The following is a 22,697-nucleotide window of genomic DNA, read 5'->3' on the forward strand; positions in this document are numbered from 1 at the left end:
TTATAACAAAACAAGGGCTGTCAAGAAAAAGATTTGACAGCCCTTTTTTGTTTTTGTACTGAATCAATCATTTTTCTCAATCACGATTATTAAATCTTAGTTTACGCTTTCTATTCCCTAAATTTGTAGTTTTTAAGAATAATAAGAATTTTAATGATAATGATTGATAAGATATATATTGAACGTAATAGGACAGATAAAAATAATCGCAAATACATTACGGTAGATAACGACAAAAATAATGTTAGAATTTATACTCTTAAAAATGGTCTGCAGATTTTTCTTTCCCAAAATTACGATGCTCCAAGAATACAGACTTTTATTCCCGTAAAAACAGGGAGTAATAATGATCCTTCAGACAATACAGGATTGGCTCATTATCTCGAACATATGATGTTTAAAGGAACTTCCAGACTTGGAACTCAAAACTGGGAGCAGGAAAAAGTGTTGCTTAATGAAATTTCAGAATTGTATGAAAAGCATAAAGCAGAGCAAAATTCAGATAAAAAGAAAGAAATTTATCAGGAAATAGACCGCCTTTCGCAGGAAGCAAGTAAATATGCTATTGCGAACGAATATGATAAAGCAATTTCGTCTTTGGGAGCTACAGGAACCAATGCTCATACTTGGTTTGATGAAACGGTGTACAAAAATAATATTCCTAAAAATGAACTCGAAAAATGGCTGAAAATTGAAAAAGAAAGATTTTCTGAAATGGTTTTAAGGCTTTTTCATACCGAACTAGAATCGGTATATGAAGAATTTAACAGAGCTCAGGATAATGATTCTCGATTGGTAAATTATGAGCTGATGGATGCTCTTTTTCCAACTCATCCTAACGGACAGCAGACTACTTTGGGAAATCCTGAACATCTGAAAAACCCTTCAATGAAAGCTATTCATAAATACTTTGATGAGTATTATGTTCCAAACAATTTTGCACTGGTATTAGTTGGAGATTTAGATTTTGAAGAAACCGTAGAGCTTATTGAAAAGTATTTTGGAACTATTCCTTACCGAGAATTACCTCAAAAAAATAAAATTACAGAAAAGCCGATTACAGAAGTGGTTGTTAGAACTGTAAAAAGTCCTACGACACCAAGAGTTCAGCTTGCTTGGAGAACCGATAGTTATGGCACTAAAGAAGCCATGCTAGCCGATATTACCGCAAATATTTTAAGCAATAGAGGAGAAGCGGGATTGTTGGATCTCAATATCAATCAGACCCAAAAAATGCTTTGGGCACAGGCATATTCTTTAGGATTAAAAGAATACGGTTATTTCTCTGTTGTAGCTGTTCCAAAAGAAAATCAAACTTTAGACGAAGCTAAAGATATGATTTTGGATCAGATTAATTTGGTGAAAAAGGGTGATTTCCCAGATTGGATGCTTCCTGCCATTATCAACGATTTCAAAATTCAGCGTCAGAAAGCCCTAGAAACGGCAGAAGGTTTGGCTACCAATCTTTATGATACTTATATAAAAGGAAGAACTTGGGCAGAAGAACTTAGTGAAATGGATTTATATGCTTCGTTTACCAAAGATGATATTGTTGAATTTGCCAATAGTTTTTTTAAAGAAAATTATGTGGTTATTAATAAAGAAAAAGGGATTAATGATAAGCTTTTAAGAGTAGAAAATCCGGGAATTACTCCTATACAAATTAACCGTGAAGCTCAATCTGAATTTTTAACGGATATTCTGAACGAAAAAACGGTGGACATTCTGCCTGAATTCGTTGATTATCGAAAGGAAATCAGCACAGATGTCATTAAAAATAAAAAGATAAGCTATGTGAAAAATAAATACAATGATATTGCACAGGTACATTTTATTTTTCCGATGGGGAGCGACAACGACCGGGAATTGGGGATATCTACTCAGATAATTCAATATTTGGGAACAGAAAAATTTTCGCCTGAAGATCTCAAAAAAGAATTTTTTAAAATTGGAATTACCAACGATTTCAAAACTGCTTCAGACCAGCTTACTATTTCGCTAAACGGTTTGGAATCTAATATTGAAAAAGGAATTGAGCTTTTGCTTCATTGGCTGTCGGATGTAAAACCGGAGCAGGAAATCTACAATCAGTTTGTAGAAACACTTTTAGAAAATCGTGAAGCGGTTAAAAAAGATAAAAACCGTATCATGACTGCACTTACCACTTATACAAAACTGGGTAAAACATCCAGATTTTTGGATATTATCTCAGAAAATGAGCTTAAAAATGCTCAAATTGAAGATTTTACCAATCGTATGAAGCAGCTTTTTAGATTTCCATATCAAGTTTTTTACTACGGAAAAGATTGGGGAAACTTTAAAAATTATATTTCCCTCTATATTCAGCCTGAAACCTGCAAAGTTGCGGAAGCAAAGATTTATCCAGAGCCGGAAACTTCCGGAAATGTATATTTTACAGATTATGATATGGTACAGATGGAAATGAGTAAAGTGGGAAGAGGAAAACTGGTGAATCCTGAAAATTTCGGTAAAATAAACGTTTTTAATGAATATTTTGGTCGTGGTTTGTCATCTATTGTGTTTCAGGAAATTCGTGAAAGTAAAAGTTTAGCGTATTCTGCGTATGTTTCCTATGCTCCCAATTCCGAACTTCACCATCACGATTATATTTCTACCTATATAGGAACTCAACCCGATAAGCTGCAAATTGCAGTCGATACCATGTCAGATTTGATGAATGAACTTCCTGAAGTACCCGTTCAGTTTGAAAATGCTAAAAAATCTGCTCTAAAACAGATTGCATCGACAAGAATTACCAGAACGAACCTGTTTTTCAATACTTTAAGACTTAAAAAACTTGGGATAACCCATGATTTCAGAAAAGATATATTTCGACAGATTTCAGATCTTACATTTGATGATTTGAGAGATTTTTACAATCAGGAAATTAAGTCTATACAATACAATACTGCAATAATCGGCAAAAAGGAAAATCTGGATGCTGAAGCAGCCCATCAAATGGGAACATTCTCGGAACTTAATTTGGAAGAAATTTTCGGGTATTAAATTTAAAGAACTGAAATAAAAAGACCATTTCATATTCATTGAAACGGTCTTTTTTTATTTTTAAACTCTATTTTTAGCTCAAGAAATTTATTTTACGATTTTCATTTCGTTGATTAGCCATTTAGAATCGGCAAATTTATCGATGATGAAAAGAATATACTTCATATCTACCATTATATTTCTACTGAAACGAGGATCATAATTAATGTCGCTCATTGTTCCTTCCCACTGTCTGTCGAAATTCAAACCAATTAAATTTCCTTTGGCATCAAGAGCCGGGCTTCCGGAATTTCCTCCCGTTGTGTGATTGGTAGCGGTAAATCCTACAGGAACATCTCCGGTTTTATCCTTGTAAATTCCGTAATTTTTTTGGTTGTAAAGATCAATCAGTTTTTTAGGAACATCAAATTCGTAGTCTCCCGGAACATATTTTTCCATAACTCCGGCTAAATGGGTTTGGTAATTGTACGAAACCGCATCTCTTGGGCTGGAACCTTTTACTTGTCCATACGTTACACGAAGCGTAGAATTGGCATCCGGAAAGAATTTTCTGTCTTTGTCGGTTTCCATTTGCTGTGCCATATACTTTTTCTGCAAAGCATCAATCTGTGTTTGTAGAGAAGAATATTTAGGATCTGCAGTTTTCATGTAAGCGTTTCTTACGTTGGCGAAAAGTAAAAAAACAGGATCCTTTTTTAGAGCAATGATTAAATTTTCCTGATTTGAAAATGCTTTATCTATATTCTCACTCAAAGAAGCTCCATTTACATTACTACGACCTGTAATTACAGAATTTTTTGAAATTTTCTCTAAGTTGATGATGTTTTTACTTTCATCTTTAAACTCTGTAAAACCTTCAGGTAAAAATTGCGATGCTGTTTTATTGGCATATAATGCCAAAAGTTTTGCGGTAACTTTTGCATCTAACTCTGCATTGTAATCTTTATAGAACGAACTGAGTCTGTTTTTGAATGATGTAATACTTTTCTCGTCCATTTTTCCAGCATCAAAAGCAGAAACAAAGTTGTAAAACATATTGGCAAGCGTTAATGTTTCCGCATTTCTTACAACTTCACTGTAATAAGCATTATTAAGTGCATAAGGAGCCTGTTCTGCATACAGCTTATTCATTTGTTCGATGGTCGTTTTTATTGCAGGATTTTTGGCAGCTAAAGAATTTTCGTAATTCTTTTTCTTTTGCACGGCATTAGATTTCTTTAAACCTTCCACTTCGCCAATCCATTTTTTCCAATAATTTGCAACAGAAGCGTATTTTGATGCATATTGTATTCTTGTAGCATCATCCGTACGCATTTTCTCATCTAAAGTTTTGAGTGCCACATCACGAACGGCAATCCTTGCAGGATCTATTTCGGTCATAATTTTTTCTACTGCAATTGCCGGAAGATACTCGGTGGTTCTTCCCGGAAATCCGAAAACAAAGGTGAAATCATTTTCTTTTTTATCTTTAATGGAAACCGGAAGATAATGTTTAGGCACATACGGTACATTGTCTTTAGAATATTCCGCAGGTTTATTGTTTTTGTCGGCATAAATTCTGAACATAGAGAAATCTCCAGTGTGTCTTGGCCAAACCCAATTATCGGTATCGCTTCCGAATTTTCCTATGCTTTGCGGCGGAGCTCCCACAAGACGGATATCTTTAAAAGTTTCTATAATGTAGGCGTAATATTTGTTGCCATAATACATCGGTTTAATCACCACTTTCTGATATGCTGCAGGATTAATTTCCGCAGAAACTTTTTGTATGTTGGCATTAATCTGAGCAGTTTCTAGATTAGAATTTCCCTGAAGAATTTTGTCTGTAACATCTTGTATATCTACAATAAAATCTACAGTAACACCAGGATTTGGAAGTTCTTCGCCATTATTTTTAGCCCAAAAACCATTGGTTAAAAGATCATTTTGAACCGTAGAATGCGACTGAATTTGTCCGTAACCGCAGTGATGATTGGTGAGTAATAATCCTTTCGGCGAGATAATTTCAGCTGTGCAACCGCCATTAAACTGTACAACTGCATCTTTAATGCTCGGTTTCTGAGTATTGAAAATGTCTTTTGCAGAAATTTTCATACCGAGGTCTTTCATTTCCCTTTCATTAAGCTCTGTCGGAATCCACATCCCACCATATTGCTGTGCTATTCCCAGAGAAAAACTGAAAAAAGCTGAGGCAATAAGAATATTACGTTTTATCATATAAAAAAAATTTTGACTAAAATACGCATTTTAGTTTTTTTATTAAACTAAAAAAAGTCTTTTCTGAATTTTAAAAATATCAGTAGAGACTTCTTACGTTTTTAACAAAATCTTGTAACGATTAACAAAAAGATGTTGAGGGAAGTGTTTTAAAGGTTATAAACAAATTTTCATCACTTGTGTTTCCTTTATAGCTGCAAAGGAAAACAATATTTTGAAAATAAAAAATGAACATAGGTTCATAAAAGCTGCTTTCTGATACGGCTTAAAGCTTGGGGCGTTATTCCTATATAGGAGGCTATATGCTTCAAAGGAACTTCTTGAATAAGCCTTGGATTAGAACGAAGTAAATTCATATAACGCTCTTCGGCACTGTGCGTTAATAATGATATTTCTCTTTGCATTTTCCTTACATACAGCTGTTCTGCAGAAATTCTTCCCAGATAATTACTGATTTTTGTAGTAGTATATAATTCCTCCAGATCATCAAAATGAATTCTGTAAAGCTCGCTATCAGTAACTGTTTTTACATTATAAGAACAAGGTGAACGGGTTATGAAAGAATCGTAAGCGCTCACAAACATATTTTCTGTAAGAAGAGAAAATGTAATTTCTTTAGAAGGTTCTGCAGGATGAATTTTGTTTAAAAAGAAACGTATAATACCTTTATCTATGAAGTAAAGATAGTTTTCTACTTCACCTTCTTTTAATATGATGGTCTTTTTAGGATATACAACTTTTTCGTATTTACTGAGATGATATTTTGCCTCTTTTGGACTAAGTTCCTCTATAGAATGGTAGAAGTGAGCGAGTTTTTGCATGAAAAAGTCGAATTTTAAAAATACAAAGTTACCGTAAATTTAAGTTAAAACTGATATGCAATGATTTTATCATCTTCCATTAAATTTTTCATTAATTTTTCATGGTTGCTATTTTTACCGGTAACTATCCAAGAAGTAGAAAGGTTTCCCTGAGTGTATTGCTGTTTTAATATTCGGAATTTCAAGTTGTTTTCTATGAATATATTTTCGCAGTAAGCAACATCGTGATAATTGGTTACGGCTATTTTATACTCCCGGATTTTATGTTCGCGATCGATAAATTTTTCAAAAAAAGTTAAAAAACTGAGAATAATTAAAATTAAGAAAGTTCCTAAAAAAGATAAATATACATATCCCGAACCCACTGCCATTCCGATTGAAGATGTTGCCCAAATGGTAGTAGCAGTGGTAATTCCGTCTATTTTGTTATCACCTTTAAAAATAACTCCGGCACCCAAAAATCCGATTCCGGTAATAATATTAGCCGCAATACGGTCAGGATTATTAACTCCGATTTTAATCGATAAAATAGTGAACAGACAAGACCCAAAGCAGATAAGAATAAAAGTACGCAAACCTGCCGATTTGTTCCTGTATTCGCGTTCGGCTCCGATAAGAACTCCTAAAATTACAGAAACAAAGATGAGTAAAAGCTCGTTTTGAATGGAGTGATCCTCGAGAAAATCCATAATTATTCTTATTTTCAATTTAAAAATACAATAATTTTTCTTAGTTCTGATGGAAATTCATGTTTTGTATTCTCACGGCATTTAAAATTGCAAGCAAAGCAACCCCAACATCTGCAAAAACGGCTTCCCACATTGTGGCAATACCGCCTGCTCCAAGAATTAGAACAATGGCTTTTACACCGAATGCCAATATGATATTCTGCCAAACAATCTTTTTGGTTTCTTTTCCTATTTTAATGGCAGTCGCAATTTTGGAAGGTTTATCATCCTGAATGATGACATCCGCAGTTTCAATGGTTGCATCGCTTCCTAATCCTCCCATCGCAATTCCCACGTCACTAAGAGCGATTACGGGGGCATCATTTAAACCGTCTCCTACAAATGCCACACTTTCATTCTTAGATTTAATGTTTTTTACCGAATTAACCTTGTCTTCCGGAAGAAGATCTCCAAAAGCATTGTCAATATTAAGGTTTTTGGCAATTTCCTGCACAACTGAAGATTTATCACCACTCAACATTGTAATTTTTATTCCTAAATTTTTAAGTTTAGAAACAGCTTCCTGTGCATCAGATTTAATTTTGTCGGCGATGGTTATATAACCGGCAAATTTATTTTGATAGGCAATTGCTATAACAGTTTCGTGAAATTTTGTTTCGTCAACATGATATTCAAGTCCGAATTTTTTCATCAACTTAAAGTTTCCTGCAAGAAAAACATTACCGTTTACTTCAGCTTTCAAGCCGTATCCAGGAACTTCTTCAACATTTTCTATATTTAAAGTATGGTCTATTTCTCCTGCAAATTCATGAATTGCCATTGCAATGGGATGTGTAGATTTACTTTCAACAAAATTGAGGTATTTAAGAATTTCAGACTGATTAAATTCCGGTTCTATTTTAATATCTTTTACCTTAAAAACGCCCTCGGTTAAAGTTCCGGTTTTATCCATGACAACATTTTGAACGGTTGACAAAATATCTAAGAAATTACCGCCTTTGAAGAGAATACCATTTTTGCTTCCCGCTCCAATTCCGCCAAAATATCCTAAAGGAATTGAAATTACCAATGCACAAGGACAAGAAATAACCAGAAATACCAATGCACGATACAGCCAGTCTTTAAAGTCGTAATTTTCAACAATAAAATAAGGAATTAAGGCAATTCCCAAAGCTAAAAAAGTGACAATTGGGGTATATATTTTGGCAAATTTCCGAATAAATAATTCTGTCTGAGCTTTCTGAGTTGTGGCGTTCTGAACAAGTTCTAAAATCCTGGACAGTTTTGAATCTTTGAATTTTCTCAGAATAACAATTTCTGAAACCGAATTCAGATTAATCATTCCTGCAAGAATCTCATCGCCTTTTTTCTTGGTATCGGGTGTGCTTTCGCCAGTGAGAGCAGAAGTATTAAAACTTGCTTTTTCGGAGATAAGTTCACCATCTAACGCTAGCTTTTCGCCCGGTTTTAGTTGGATAATATCACCAATTTCTGCTTCTTCTGCTTTTATTTTGAAAGTTTTGTTTTCTTTGAGAATAATAATTTCGTCTGGTCGCTGATCGAGTAGGGTTTTAATGTTTTTCTTTGCCCTCTGAACTGCCAAACTCTGAAAATTTTCTCCAATGGAATAAAACAGCATTACAGCCACACCTTCCGGAAATTCTCCAATTCCGAAAGCACCAAGAGTTGCAAGAGACATGAGAAAAAACTCCGAGAAAAAATCACCAAAACGGATGCTTTCCACAGCTTCTTTTAGCACCGGTACTCCAACAGGAATATAGGCGACAAGGTATAATATAAAACGAACCCAGCCGGAAAACCACTCAGGTTTTACATAATAATCCAGAAAAATTCCTGTCATTAATAAAATGAAAGAAATTCCTGCAGGAAGAAACATTTGAAAGATACTCTGGTCTGCAGAATCATGCGTATGACCATAAGAATGATCATGATCGTGATGATTTGCAGGTTCGGTATTAGGATGAGAACAGCATTCTTTTGACATTTGAAATATATTTACGACAAATGTAAAACAACAATCAATGCAACACTATTGCAAACTACTTTTGGCAATCTTTACAGATTCCGTTGGCTACAAATTTCAGTTCTTTAATTAAATAATCTTCGGGAAAGTGAATGTTTTCAAAACGCACTTCTTCCAGACAGGTTGTTTTTTTGCATTCTGTACAGTAAAAATGAAGATGGTAATCGTGATGTTGGCTTTCGTCACAATCGTCATGACACATTAGATATTGTGTAGTATTGTTTTCCTGAATACTGTGTATGAGACCTTTTTTTTCAAAAGTTTTAAGAGTTCTGTAGATGGTGCTGCGATCCGACTGTTGCAAAAGTTCTTCAAATTCCGATAAAGAAATTGCCTGAGAGCTTTTCATTAAAGCATCTAAAACAATCATGCGCATCGGTGTGATGGGAATGTCTTTTTGGGCAAGTTTTTTTTCAATGACTGAAACTTCCATGTTAAAATCTTCTACAAATTAAAATTGATATGCTTTTACATAAATCCCTTTAAATAACGGAATCCAATTTATTTTTCTATCAGATCCAAAAACTGTTGTTCGTCCAAAATGGTAATGGTCCCGATATCCTGAGCTTTTTTCAGTTTGCTTCCCGCTTTTTCGCCTACAACCAGATAATTTAGATTTTTAGATACTGCTGAAATGTTTTTTCCGCCGTGCTTTTCTACCATTTCCTCAGCAGATTCTCTTGTGAAAAGTGCCAATTTACCTGTAAAAAGAAAAGTTTTTCCTTCTAAAGCATTGGATAAAATTTCATTGGTATTTTCTCCTTTTTCCAATTGTACACCATAAGATTTAAGTCTTTCCAGCATTAAAATATTTTCAGAATTACTGAAAAAATCTGAGATACTTTCTGCTATTTTTATACCAATATCTTCAACCTGACAAAGCTCTTCTACACTCGCTTTTTTAAGTTCATCAATAGTAGAGAAATTTTTTACCAATTTTTTGGCAACGGTTTCTCCAACGTGCTTAATACCAATTCCGTATAAAACCTTTTCGAAAGCAACTTCTTTAGATTTTTCTATTCCCGAAATAATATTTTGTGCAGATTTTTCTGCCATTCTTTCTAGCGGAAGAAGCTGTTCTTTGCTTAATGTATAAAAATCTGCAGGATTTTCTATGAGTTTTTCTCTGTAAAGCTGTTCTATGGTTTCGCTTCCTAAGTTTTCTATATTCAATGCTTTTCTTGAAACGTAATGAATCATTCTTCCAACTACTTGAGGAGGACAGTGAAGTTCATTCGGACAGAAATGTATTGCCTGATCTTCAATTTTTACCAGTTCGGTTCCACATTCCGGGCAGTTTTTAATGTATTCTATTTCTTTGCTGTCAGAACTTCGTTTTTCGGTATTTACACCCACAATCTTCGGGATAATTTCTCCGCCTTTTTCTACAAACACAAAATCTTGTTCGTGTAAATCGAGTTTTTTAATGATGTCTTCATTGTGTAGCGATGCACGTTTTACCGTTGTTCCTGCTAATAAAACAGGCTTTAGATTGGCAACGGGTGTTATTGCACCGGTTCTTCCTACTTGGTAAGAAACGCTTTGCAGTTGTGTTTCTACTTTTTCGGCTTTAAATTTATAAGCCATTGCCCAACGCGGAGATTTTGCTGTATAACCGAGCTGTCTTTGTTGTTTTAAAGAATTTACTTTCAGAACAATACCATCAATTTCAAATGGGAGTTGATGCCTTTCGGTATCCCAAAAATTAATGAATTCTTTTATTTCATCCAGATTTCTGCACAGTTTTGCCTGATCTGAAATTTTAAAACCCCAATCCTGAGCTTTATGCAACAAATCCCAATGGGTTTCTGCAGGAGCTTCAGCCGAAACAAACTGATAGAGAACCGAAGAAAGTCTGCGTTTTCTCACTTCTCCGCTGTCCTGCATTTTCAAGCTTCCGCTGGCGGTATTTCTGGGATTCATGAAAGGATCGAACCCTTCTTCTTCACGAGTTTTGTTTATTTTGGCGAAATTTTTTCGTGTTAAATATATTTCACCACGCATAAAGAATCTTTCCGGAAAATCTCCAACAAGCTTCAAAGGAATATCCGAAATAGTACGAACATTAGCGGTAATTTCGTCTCCCTGAAAACCATCACCACGCGTTACGGCTTCTGTAAGTTTTCCGTTTTCGTATAATATGGAAATGGAAGCTCCGTCATATTTCAATTCGGCAACAAATTCTACAGGTTCATCAATGGTTTTAATAATTCTTTTTTCCCAGTCTTCAAGATCATTAAAATCGTAAGAATTATCAAGAGAATACATTCGGAACTGATGCTGAACAGTTGGGAAAATTTTTGTGACACCACCGCCAACACGAATGGTAGGAGAGTTGTCGTCATGAAATTCGGGGTATTTTGCTTCCAAATCCTGAAGTTTTTTCAGAAGCAAATCGAAATCCATATCAGAAATGCTCGGCTCATCTAAAAGATAATAGTTTTCATTGTGTTGATGAAGCTCTTTTCTTAACTGCTCTATGGTATGTTGAATGTTTTCAGACATGGGTTTTTCTTTAATTCAACAAAAATAATTAAATCCGACGTAAAAAATAAGCCAATTACATATTCTACGAAAATTAATAATGCGTAACATGTTTTAAAGAACTGACAATCTATCTTATAAATTCTGAGTTAAAAATTATTTAACATAATATTTCTATTTAATTTAAAAAATGTTAAAACTCCCTTAAACAAAGGATTCATAGCGACTCAATACCTTTGCGGCATCTAATTTATAAAAATGAAAAAAGTAAAAATTGTATTGGGTTTATTGTGTCTTAGTTTCGGGACACTGGCTTATGCACAAACTACTCAGGCTTCAATTGTTGGTAAAGTAATCGGTGTCGGTAAAAAACCACAAGAAAAAGTAAAAGTTACCATCATTAACGAATCTACCGGTTTTAAAACAGAAACAGAAACCAATTCTAGAGGTGAGTATATTTTTAAAGAAATCCCTTTGGGTGGACCTTATACTGTATTGGTAAATGATGAAAAAAGAGAAGGTTACAGCGTTAACTTTGGAGATCAGGTAACGGTAGATATGGATTTGGGCAACGAAAAAACTATTGAAGAAGTTGTTTTAGCTGGAAATCTTAAAAATAAAATCGGAAATTTGGGCGCAGCAACAGCAATTACTACCAAAAATATGGGTATTTTGCCTGTTAATGGTAGAAATTTTGCCAATCTGTCTGAACTTTCTCCTTTAAGCGGTAAAAACGGAAGCATTTCCGGACAGTTGGGTTCTTCTACGAATTTTACTATTGATGGAATGACTGCGAAAAACCCTACTTCAGCCGGTGCAACTACAAGCCGAAGTGGTGCTCCATTTTCGATTTCTATTGAAGCGGTAAGAGAATTTAAAGTAACAACCAACCAGTATGATGTTACTCTGGGAAGAAGTGGTGGTGGTACTATTAGTGCTGTTACCAAATCGGGTACCAATAAATTTTCTGGCAGTGCATGGGAATATTTAAGAACAAACTGGCTTTCTAGCAAGTATGATATTCGCGGAAATAAAAGAGATAATGATTTTTCTACTTCTCAGTTTGGTTTCTCATTGGGCGGGCCTATTATTAAAAACAAACTTCATTTTTTCACGGCGTGGGATCATCAGTTAGATTCCAGGCCGCTTCAGATTGCAGATATCAAATCTCATGATGATGAGTTGAGACTGAATACCACAACAGGTACTCTAAATAAATTTCTGGATATTGCGAGAGCAAAATATGGTGTTGCGAACAGTCCGCAATTCGGAAGTTTTGATAAAGTAAGAAATTCTGATGCTGCTTTTTTACGTTTAGACTGGCAGATTAACGAGAAAAATTTATTGACGTTAAGAAATAATTTCACTTACGATTTGAATAAAAACGGATTGGGCGATAATACGGCAATTAATGCTTTCGAATCTTATGGGAATGATAAAAACATGGACAACAGCTTATTGCTGACTTTAAGATCGAATATTAAGCCTAACATGACCAACGAATTGAAGGCGCAATATCTTTACACTTATCAAGACAGTTACCAAAACGATCAGCTTGGCCGTCCTGTACCAAGAGCGATTGTTGAGAACATCGTTTCCAGCATAGACGGTAAAGATAAAGCTACAAATATTCAGATTGGAGGACACCGTTTTGCTCAGGAAAGTTTTAAGAATAATGTATTTCAGATTGTAGATAATTTATATTACAATACAGATAAAATTAAATATACTTTTGGAGCAGATTTAATGTACACTATGGCAAGATCTGTATACGGAAGTGAAGTAAACGGTAGATTCCATTTCAGAGAAAATCCTGGGCAAACCGGAGATAATCTTTTCAATTTTAACAATCAGATTGCATACAGATTTTATAGAGAAGTGCCTTTAATGGATGATCCTTCTGTGAAATCTAACATTTACAATCTTGGAGTATATGGGCAGCTACAAACCAAAGTTGCAAAAGGACTAGACTTCATGGCGGGTTTAAGATTGGATTACGGTGGTTATCCGAAGGCGGGATTCAACCAAAAACTGTATGATGAAATGGGAATAAGAACAGATAATCAGATTAAATCTTTTATTATTCAGCCAAGATTCCAGTTCGACTGGAATATCAACGAAGGGAACAAAGATTTCTTGAAATTCGGAGCAGGTATATTCTCATCCGATATCAACAATTACATGATTATTAATAATCTTGTGTTCGATGGAAGACATTTAGCAACAGTGGATGTAAACCCTTCCCAAATTGGTCTTACTCCAAATTTCATAGATTATAGAAATAACTATGGGAGCATTCCAACATTATCTCAATATCAGGTTCCTACCATTAATTATACAGGAAAAGATGCTAAAATTCCTGTAGTTTATAAAGCGAATATTTCATATACACACTTCTTTAACGAACGTTTCAGAGCAGGTGTTGCGGGATATATGGCATTAGGAAGAAACAATTATTTCTACTATGACAGAAATATGGTAGCTAACCCTTATTTTACTCTGAATAACGAAGGTGGAAGAGGAGTTTATGTTCCTGCCGCAAGTATTAATTCTAACGGAACATTAGATTGGAAAAACGGAAGAATCAATAAAAACTTCGGAAGAGTATTAGAATTAGTGAGCGACGGAAAAGTAAATCAGTTTTCATTTGTAGTAGACACAAGTTACCGTTACTGGAAAGACGGAGAAATTACGGCAAGTTATACTTGGTCTGATATTAAAGACAATACTTCTTATAATGGGAACGTAGCCAACTCTGCAACCCTTTCTACAATGGTATCTGGTGATCCTAGAAATCTGAGAATGACGTATTCTGATAATCAGTTCAGAAATAAATTGGTTCTTTACGGTAATTCACCTACTATTGCAGGATTTACATTAGGAATTAGATACGCAGGAATGGGTGGAACGCGTTTCTCTGTAACAGCCGGAGGAAACGTAAATGGAGATTTTGTAGATTCTAACGATCTTGCTTATATCTTCCCGAATCTTACTCAGACACTTATTGATAATCCTGAAGTTGGAAATGCACTTAAAAATTATATCACAGACTATAATAATAAAATTGCCGAAAGAAATGGTGGAAAGAACGGATTTTACGGTGTTTGGGATCTTCGTGTAGCTAAGAAAATTAAATTTGAAAAAATCGGAGCATTCGAATTTTCAGTAGATATCTTCAATGTGGCAAACCTATTGAACAAAGAATGGGGAGTTAATAAATCTTATAACACGATGTCTTTGTACAGAATTACGGGATTCGACCAAGCTACACAACAGTTTAAATACAGTTTGAATACGAGTGGATTGGCGCCATTGAGTGGAAATCCTTATCAGATACAGATCGGAGCAAAATATTCGTTCTAAAAATCTAAAAAGTGAGTGGTTGGTTTTGAGGATATGATTATAAAGAAAATTATTCTGAGACTAACCATTTGCTTCATTTTAATTACCTTTATATGAAAGTTGAAAACTTTTTAGTTTAATATTAATTTATATTATGAAAAAAATTATCTTAGGGTTAGCAGTTTTAAGTACCGTTGTAATGAATGCGCAAACCCAGATTATTGCACACAGAGGCTATTGGCAAACCCAGCCGGAAACTACAGAAAATTCTCTCAAATCTTTAGAAAACTCTCAGAAGCTGAAGATCTATGGTTCTGAATTTGATGTCCGAATGACAAAAGATGGAGTTTTGGTAGTGAACCACGACGAGCATCATGCAAAAATGGAAATCTCTGAAACCAATTTTAAAGATCTTGAAAAAGTAAAATTATCCAATGGCGAAAATTTTCCTACGCTTAAAGATTATCTTAAACAAGGGAAAAAAGATAAAGCATTGAAGCTGATTGTCGAAATTAAGCCAGATAAAACGAAAGAAAAAGAAGACGAGCTTACAGCGAAAACCATCAAAATGATTAAAGACATGAAATTGGGCAGTCAATGCGAGTTCATTTCTTTTAGCTTGAATATCTGTAAGGAAATCAAAAAATTGGAACCCTCATTTAAAGTTCAGTATCTGAGAGGAGAACTTTCTCCAAAGCAGATTAAAGATGAAGGATTAGACGGAATAGACTATCATTACAGTATCTTCAAGAAAAATCCTACATGGATTTCTGAAGCAAACAGCTTAGGGCTAATTACCAATGCCTGGACGGTAAATGACATTGAAATTGCCAATGAACTGAAAGCAGAAAAAATTGGTTTTATAACGACCAATATTCCCGATAAACTTAAAGATTAAAATTAAATTTTTTTTCAAATACATAATCTGTCTCTGTGAAGAGGCAGATTTTTTTTGTCTCATGTTTTTTAATGTTAAATGGTCATTAAAGTACGATGAATAAAGGAAAAATCAAAATTAATTATCATTCATTCTTGTAAATGCCTTATAGAGAAGCTTTTATAAGAATCTGTTAAAAGTAAATTAATATTTTGTTTAAAAATTCTTTAAAAAATGTTAAAATGATATTAAAAATGTCGTCATAAAGCCTTTTTACTTTTGCACAAACAAAAACGAAATGCGTAAAGAGACTCAAAAAATACTTTTGTTATCTGTTTTAGGATTGGTAAGCATCAATCTTACAGCACAACAGAAAGTGAAGAAAGATTCCGTCAAGGTAATTGATGAAGTGGTAGTAACCGCTTTAGGTATTAAAAGGCACGATAAGTCTTTGGGATATGTAGCAGAAAAAGTTGGTGCTGAAGAGTTTGTAAAAACACAGAATAATAACTGGGCACAAGCCTTGGAAGGTAAAGTTGCCGGACTTAAAATTCTAACTGCAGGAGCAGGGCCTCTCGGTTCTGCACATATTACTTTAAGAGGAGCACAATCCATGAATCCTGCCAATAACCGTGCATTAATTGTTTTAGATGGAGTTCCTTTGGGTGGAACAGATACGGGAACGGGTAATTCGGCTTATGCAGCTGGTTCTGGAGGTGATCTTCCTGTAGATTTCGGGAATAATTTTAACAGTATAAACCCGGATGATATAGAATCTGTAACTATATTAAAAGGTGCAACCGCATCTGCTTTATATGGAGAAAGAGGTTCTGCCGGAGCGATTATGATTACCACGAAATCGGGTAAAAACAAAAAAGGTGGAATTAGAGTAACATTCAATTCCAACACAAGCTTTGATACCGTTTTAAGATGGCCCGATTATCAGTACGAATATGGACAAGGTACTCTTACCAAAGATAAAAACGGAAAGTTTTACTATACTTATGGCGCATCGCCGGATGGCGTAAATACAGGAGGAACAAGTAGTGCTTTCGGACCTAAATTCGATGGACAGAGCTATTTTCAGTACGATCCTACTACCGAAACGCAAAGTGCAGAAAGAAAACTTTGGAGACCTTATAAAAATAATATTAAGGATTTTTGGGGAGTGGGAACTACTTACGCCAATACAGTTAGTATTGAGTCTTCTAATGATAAAACTGCTTTCAGAACATCATTATCGTATGTTAAAAATAATTGGATGATGCCTAATACAGGTTTCGACCGTTTCAATTATGCATTGTCAATCGATCATAAACTGACAAGTAAACTAAGATTGGTTTCTAAATTTGCTTACAACCAGACAAAAAGTGATAATTTACCTGCAACAGGGTATAATAACCAGTCGATTTCCTATTTCATGATTTTTCAAAATCCTAACGTAGATTTAGATTGGTACAGACCAATTTGGAAAAGCGGAAAAGATCAGATAGATCAGATACATCCATTCAGTTCTTACATTGATAATCCGTTTCTTATTGCTTATGAAATGCTGAATGGAATCAATAAAAAATTCATTACAGGAAATATTACTGCAACTTATAACGTAACTCCCAATTTTGATATCATGCTTCGTTCGGGGATTGAAATTACCGATGAAGAAAGAACAACTAAAAGACCTTGGAGTTCTGCCAATTATCAGCAGGGGTATTACAGAGAACAATACATTAAAAATACAGAATATAATACCGATGTGCTTTTTACATGGCATAAAAGTTTTGGGAAATTTAATCTTAACACATCTGCCGGAGCTAATGTAAGAAACAATAAGTATGTTCAGAACGATTATCGTGCAATAGGATTACGTGTTCCGGGATTATACCAACTTACGAATGCCATGTTTCTCAATAGCAAATTTCCACAGCCTTATGATAAAGCTACAAACAGTATTTATGGATTGGCAAATTTTAATTATGACAATCTTTGGTTTGTGGATGTTACTGCAAGAAACGACTGGAGTAGTTCTCTTCCTAAAGAAAACCGTTCTTATTTTTATCCGTCTGTATCATCTTCATTAGTGCTTTCAGATATTTTAGGGCTTACTTCCGGAAAGTTTAATCTTTGGAAATTGAGAGGCTCTTGGGCACGAGTAGGTATAGGAACTACTCCTTATAATTTAACACAATATTTCAATTCCAGCGATTTTGTGGGTTCGGCAGAAGTAAGTTCTACGTATATGAACCCTAATCTAAGACCTGAAATGAGTACGAACATAGAAGCCGGGATGGATTTTTCTTTGCTGAAAAACCGAATTACTTATGGAATTACATTATACCAAAGTAACTCCAAAGACCAGATCGTAAGGGTTCCTACCATGATAGAAACTGGTTATTCTTCAAGATGGATCAATTCTGGGGAAGTAAGAAACCGAGGTATAGAAATGACTTTAGGATTGAACCCGGTGAGAACAAAAGATTTTTCATGGAATATCAATGCCAACTGGTCTATGAACAGAAATAAAATTCTTAGTCTTGCCGAAGAGTTCCGTGGCGAACCGTACACAATGGGAAGTATCGGTGGGGTAGTATTTTTCAATGCTGTTGTAGGAGGTTCTTTAGGAGATATGTATGGTTTCAAATTGAAGCGTTCTCCAGACGATCAGGTAGTATATGGTTCCGATGGTCTTACCGAAAAACCTTCACAAGTAGAAAAAATTGGGAATGTATATCCAAAATGGAGAGCAGGAATTCAGAATATGTTCCGTTATAAAAATATATCATTAAGTTTATCCTTCGATGGTCAGTTGGGCGGATTTGCCTATTCTCAATCTCATCACAAGATGTCGGAGCAAGGAAAGCTTACCAATACTTTAATGGGAAGAGATAATCCTTCAGGAACAATCATTGGTGATGGAGTGGTTCAGAATGCAGACGGAAGTTACTCTCCGAATACAAAACCGGTTGCACTCAATACCTATTATGCAGATTATTACAGACGTGCAAACGTAGAAACGAACTCTTTCAATACTTCATTTATCAAACTTAGAGAAGCGAATATTATGTTCCAGTTCCCAAGCCAGATGGTGAAGAATTTAAAAATGTCCGAATTAAGTGTTGGTCTTTTTGGTAGAAACCTTTGGGTATGGACTAAATTTCCATTATTCGATCCTGAAGTGGCTACTTTAGAAGACAACAATATCACTGCAGGGGTAGAAGTTGGGCAGTTGCCAACAGCCCGTACAGTGGGAATTCAACTTAATGCTAAATTTTAATCACCAGTTATGAAAAATACTTTAATAAAAATAGCCAGTCTTTGTTCTCTTGCATTGGTACTTTCTGCTTGCGACAATAGAAATTTTGATGAAATTAATACCGATACCAGTAAAATTCTGAATCCGACAGCGGGAAGTCTTTTGCCTCCTTTGCAATACAACATGGCTTCTGTAGGATATCTTAGATCTAATGATTTTAATTTTGATATCATGCAGAATGTAGTAGATTTTCCAAATGAAGGAAACACGCTCAGCAGATATTTTATTACAGAAAATACGGGAAACGGTTTCTGGAATAATTCTTACAAATGGCTAAAGCAGACTCGTGAAATGTACAACGCTGCATTAGCACAAAATAATGCCAATTATCAGGCAGTAGCATTGGTAATGAATGCCTGGATTTATTCTAATCTTACAGATACATTTGGAGATGTACCTTTCAGTGAAGCTTCAAGAGTAGATGAAGGAATTACACAGCCAAAATTCGATAAGCAGAAAGATATTTATGTTAAATTACTGAATGATCTGAAAGCAGCCAATTCACTTTTTGATGTGAATAAAAGCTTTTCTGATGCAGATCTTATCTACAATGCTAACGGAAGTTCTTCCAATGTTTTAAAATGGAAAAAATTCTGTAACACTTTATCGTTAAGATTGCTTACCAGAATTTTAAAAAAGAACGGAGAGGTAGATGTTTACACTCGTATTAATGAGATTGTAAACAATCCTACAACTTATCCTATTATGACGAGTAAAGACGATACTGCAGGAATCGACTTATCTGGTACAGCTCCTTTGTTGCCGCCAATTGCAAGACCTCAGGATTTTACTACTTCAAGAGCGGTGGGAGAATTTTTTATGGAAACATTAAAAGCCAACAACGATCCTAGATTATCTATGTTTTTTACTCAGGCAAAAGATTTGGCAACCAATGCTAATATTGGTTATAAAGGTGTACCTGCAGGGTATGCTCAGGGAACGGTTTTTAATTATCAGCCGTCCAATGTAAATCAGAATCTTGCAAAAGCTCCTATGAAATTGCTTATTCTTCCTTATGCTGAGCTTCAGTTTATTCTTGCTGAACTTTCCTTGAAAGGTATTATCTCCGGAAATGCACAGACATATTACGAAAATGGAGTGAAATCAGCTATTGAACAATGGAACAGTGTAGTGCCTTCAAACTATTTCGCTAATCCAAACGTAGCGTATGACGGAACATTGGAGAGAATTATGCTTCAAAAGTATGTGGCTCTGTTTTTTGTGGATCAGCAGCAGTGGTTTGAGAAAAAAAGAACAGGATTCCCGGTTTTACCTAATAACGGAGGTCTTCTGAATGACGGTAAATTGCCACAGAGATTAATGTATCCTACACAATCCCGTATTTTGAATACTACCAATTACAATGCCGCAGCTCAGTCTATTGGTGGAGATAACATTAATACCAAGGTTTGGTGGGGATTATAATCCATGTATAATTAAATACCATAAATAGTAATGAAAATCCAGTATATTTTAGCACTTACGATGATTTCATCTATGGCACTTTCTCAGACTTCGGTTTCGGGATATGTGTTCGAAGATGCCAATCACAATCAAAAAAGAGAAAATAAAGAGAAAGGTATTGAAGCAGTAGCTGTTTCTAACGGAACTCAGGTGGTACTCACCGATAAAAACGGAAGATACAGTTTGCCGGTGGCAGAAGGACAGACCATATTTGTTGTAAAACCATCAGGATATATGACGCCTGTTAATCAAAATAATCTTCCTCAATATTATTATCAGTACAAACCGAAAGGTTCTCCTGCAGACTTTAAATATAAAGGAACCGCTCCAACAGGTGAATTGCCAAAAGAGCTAAATTTTGCACTCAATAAACAAAATGAAAGCAAAAATTTTGATATTTTGGTTTTCGGAGATCCACAGCCTTATACAGAAAAGCAGTTAGATTATTTCAGGAGAGCAATTGTAAATGAAGCTAAAACAAATAAGAAAAAAGCAGTTTTCGGAATCAGTCTTGGAGATTTGGTAGGAGATGATTTAAGCCTTCAGAAACCTTATGCAGATGTTATGAAAGATATGGGTTTGCCTTGGTACAATGTAATGGGAAATCATGATATGAATTACGATGCAAAAGAAGATGATTTATCCGACGAAACTTTTGAGTCTAATTTTGGTCCTGCTAATTATTCATTTAACTACGGGAATGTGCATTTCATTATTCTTGATGATATATTGTACCCGGATCCGAGAGACGGAAAAGGATATTGGGGAGGATTTCGTGAAGATCAGCTTCAGTTTATTGAAAATGATTTAAAACTGGTTGACAAAAATAAGCTTGTCGTAGTTTCTCTTCATATTCCGTTGGAGCATACCAATGAAGATAATTTTAGAAATACAGACCGCCAAAAACTGTTCAATTATCTTGCTCCTTTTCAGAATGCACTTATTCTTTCGGCTCATACCCACATTCAGCAACAGCTTTTTTACGGAAAAAAAACAGGTTGGAGTGGTGCTAAAGAATTGCACGAATACAATGTAGGAACCACTTGTGGAGACTGGTGGTCGGGTACAGCAGATGAAATTGGTTTGCCGACTTCTACAATGAGAGATGGTACTGCGAAAGGATATTCTTTTATTAGTTTTAACGATAATCAGTACAAAATAAAATACAAAACAGCGGGAAAACCTGACGATTACCAAATACAGTTATACGTTCCGAAGGTAATTCCACATCCATCCAAAACTTCGGCAAAAATTCTTGCCAATTTCTTTATGGGAAGCAAAAAAGATAAGCTGGAATACAGGATAGACGGTGGGAAATGGGAAGAAATGGATTATAACGAAACAGTAGATTCCAATTTCGCATTGTCGGTTTTCAAATGGGATACTACTCCTACAATTTTGGCGGGAAGAAGACCTTCTAATCCGGAAAATTCAAAACATATCTGGACTGCAGATTTCCCTAAAAAACTTTCTTTAGGCAAACATACTGTTGAGGTAAAAGCTGTAGATATGTACGGAAATGAGTCTACTTCATCAGCAGAATTCGATGTTCAGAATGCTGTAATTATTCCTTAAAAATTTAATTTACTATACTTTCAATGAAGCCGGTTCTGTTATTCAGAATCGGTTTTTATTTTCAGAATAAAAAATAGTTTCAATGATTATTTGATGAAAAAAAGCCATTAAAACAGTTAAAATCAACTGAAATAACCTGAAATTTTATCCAAAAAAAGTTCATTGTAGTCAGATACTACAATATCAGCCAAATCATAACTCTGGTTTAGAGAATGTAAACTTTTATAGGCAGCACAGAAAATTCCTGCACGTTTTGCAGCCAAAATTCCGTTGGTAGAATCTTCAATTACCATACAGTTTTCCGTAGGTTCTTGGGCTAATTTTGCGGCAATCTGAAAAACTTCAGGGTGAGGTTTAGACTCTTTCAAATCTGCACCGCTTATTTTTCCTCCGAAATATTTTTCCAGATCAAATTTCTCAAAGACCATGTTTATGGTAGTCATGGTTGCAGAAGAAGCCAGAATAAGTTTAATTCCGTTATGGTAATAATGTTCAATTAAAGTTTTCACTCCCGGGATAAGATCAAATTCCTCATCATTATAAAAATAATCTTTAAAATGACTTCTTTTAATGGCGGCAATATCTTCGTGAGAATGCTTTAAATTGAATTGATTGATTAAAGTTTCACAAACTTTTTTGGTAGATGCACCCGTAAATGAAGAATACAAATCTGCTGAAACTTCAATTTCCAGTTCGTCAAAAGTTTTAAAATAGGCTTTTTTGTGAAGAGGTTCTGTATCTACAATTACGCCGTCCATATCGAACAGTACTGCTTTTAAAGGCATATTCTTATTTTTATACAAAGTTAGCGAATTTGTATCGGATGAAATAAAAATGCTTTTTAAAA

At 34.8% G+C, this 22,697-nt stretch carries 13 protein-coding genes; 6 read left to right on the top strand and 7 right to left on the bottom strand.

Features of this window, described 5'->3' with window-relative positions:
• The first annotated feature begins 159 nt into the window (after positions 1-159).
• Positions 160-3,027: a M16 family metallopeptidase gene (locus MTP08_RS05405; RefSeq protein WP_243577381.1), complete on the top strand. Its 2,868-nt coding sequence runs from the start codon at positions 160-162 to the stop codon at positions 3,025-3,027.
• Positions 3,028-3,114: 87 nt separating this feature from the next.
• Here the strand turns inward: MTP08_RS05405 and MTP08_RS05410 are convergent, their stop codons facing one another.
• From MTP08_RS05410 to ligA, 6 genes are all read right to left on the bottom strand, one after another.
• Positions 3,115-5,244, bottom strand: coding sequence for a S46 family peptidase (locus tag MTP08_RS05410; protein ID WP_243577382.1), 2,130 nt, complete (start codon positions 5,242-5,244; stop codon positions 3,115-3,117).
• A 239-nt stretch (positions 5,245-5,483) separates the two neighbouring features.
• Positions 5,484-6,065 carry a Crp/Fnr family transcriptional regulator gene (locus tag MTP08_RS05415; RefSeq protein ID WP_243577383.1) on the bottom strand — a complete coding sequence of 194 codons (582 nt, stop codon included), beginning with the start codon at positions 6,063-6,065 and terminating at the stop codon, positions 5,484-5,486.
• A 44-nt stretch (positions 6,066-6,109) separates the two neighbouring features.
• Positions 6,110-6,754 carry an MgtC/SapB family protein gene (locus tag MTP08_RS05420; RefSeq protein WP_243577384.1) on the bottom strand — a complete coding sequence of 215 codons (645 nt, stop codon included), beginning with the start codon at positions 6,752-6,754 and terminating at the stop codon, positions 6,110-6,112.
• A gap of 40 nt (positions 6,755-6,794) precedes the next feature.
• The gene (locus tag MTP08_RS05425) at positions 6,795-8,759 is read right to left on the bottom strand and encodes a heavy metal translocating P-type ATPase (protein ID WP_243577386.1); all 1,965 of its coding nucleotides are present in this window, start codon (positions 8,757-8,759) and stop codon (positions 6,795-6,797) included.
• Positions 8,760-8,814: 55 nt separating this feature from the next.
• A complete protein-coding gene (locus MTP08_RS05430) occupies positions 8,815-9,231 on the bottom strand; it encodes a Fur family transcriptional regulator (RefSeq protein WP_243577387.1) in 417 nt (138 codons plus the stop codon).
• Between the two features lie 68 nt (positions 9,232-9,299).
• Entirely contained in the window at positions 9,300-11,303 is a 2,004-nt protein-coding gene (ligA, locus tag MTP08_RS05435) for an NAD-dependent DNA ligase LigA (protein WP_243577388.1), read from the bottom strand.
• 237 nt (positions 11,304-11,540) lie between these two features.
• Between ligA and MTP08_RS05440 the strand changes: the two genes are divergently transcribed.
• The 5 genes from MTP08_RS05440 (at position 11,541) to MTP08_RS05460 (ending at position 21,850) form a co-directional block, all read left to right on the top strand.
• Positions 11,541-14,645: a TonB-dependent receptor gene (locus MTP08_RS05440; RefSeq protein WP_243577389.1), complete on the top strand. Its 3,105-nt coding sequence runs from the start codon at positions 11,541-11,543 to the stop codon at positions 14,643-14,645.
• 133 nt (positions 14,646-14,778) lie between these two features.
• Positions 14,779-15,522 carry a glycerophosphodiester phosphodiesterase family protein gene (locus tag MTP08_RS05445; protein WP_243577390.1) on the top strand — a complete coding sequence of 248 codons (744 nt, stop codon included), beginning with the start codon at positions 14,779-14,781 and terminating at the stop codon, positions 15,520-15,522.
• A 277-nt stretch (positions 15,523-15,799) separates the two neighbouring features.
• Positions 15,800-18,772 (top strand): SusC/RagA family TonB-linked outer membrane protein, encoded by a 2,973-nt coding sequence (locus tag MTP08_RS05450; protein ID WP_243577391.1) that lies wholly within the window; start codon positions 15,800-15,802, stop codon positions 18,770-18,772.
• A 9-nt stretch (positions 18,773-18,781) separates the two neighbouring features.
• Entirely contained in the window at positions 18,782-20,236 is a 1,455-nt protein-coding gene (locus MTP08_RS05455) for a SusD/RagB family nutrient-binding outer membrane lipoprotein (protein WP_243577392.1), read from the top strand.
• A gap of 30 nt (positions 20,237-20,266) precedes the next feature.
• On the top strand, positions 20,267-21,850 hold the full coding sequence (locus MTP08_RS05460; protein ID WP_243577394.1) for a calcineurin-like phosphoesterase C-terminal domain-containing protein: 1,584 nt from the start codon (positions 20,267-20,269) through the stop codon (positions 21,848-21,850).
• A 122-nt stretch (positions 21,851-21,972) separates the two neighbouring features.
• Here the strand turns inward: MTP08_RS05460 and MTP08_RS05465 are convergent, their stop codons facing one another.
• Complete coding sequence (locus MTP08_RS05465; protein WP_243577395.1) at positions 21,973-22,635, bottom strand: HAD family hydrolase; 663 nt, start codon at positions 22,633-22,635, stop codon at positions 21,973-21,975.
• Positions 22,636-22,697 lie beyond the last annotated feature (62 nt).

It is taken from the genome of Chryseobacterium oryzae (assembly GCF_022811665.1).
GTDB classification, from domain to species: Bacteria; Bacteroidota; Bacteroidia; order Flavobacteriales; family Weeksellaceae; genus Chryseobacterium; species Chryseobacterium oryzae.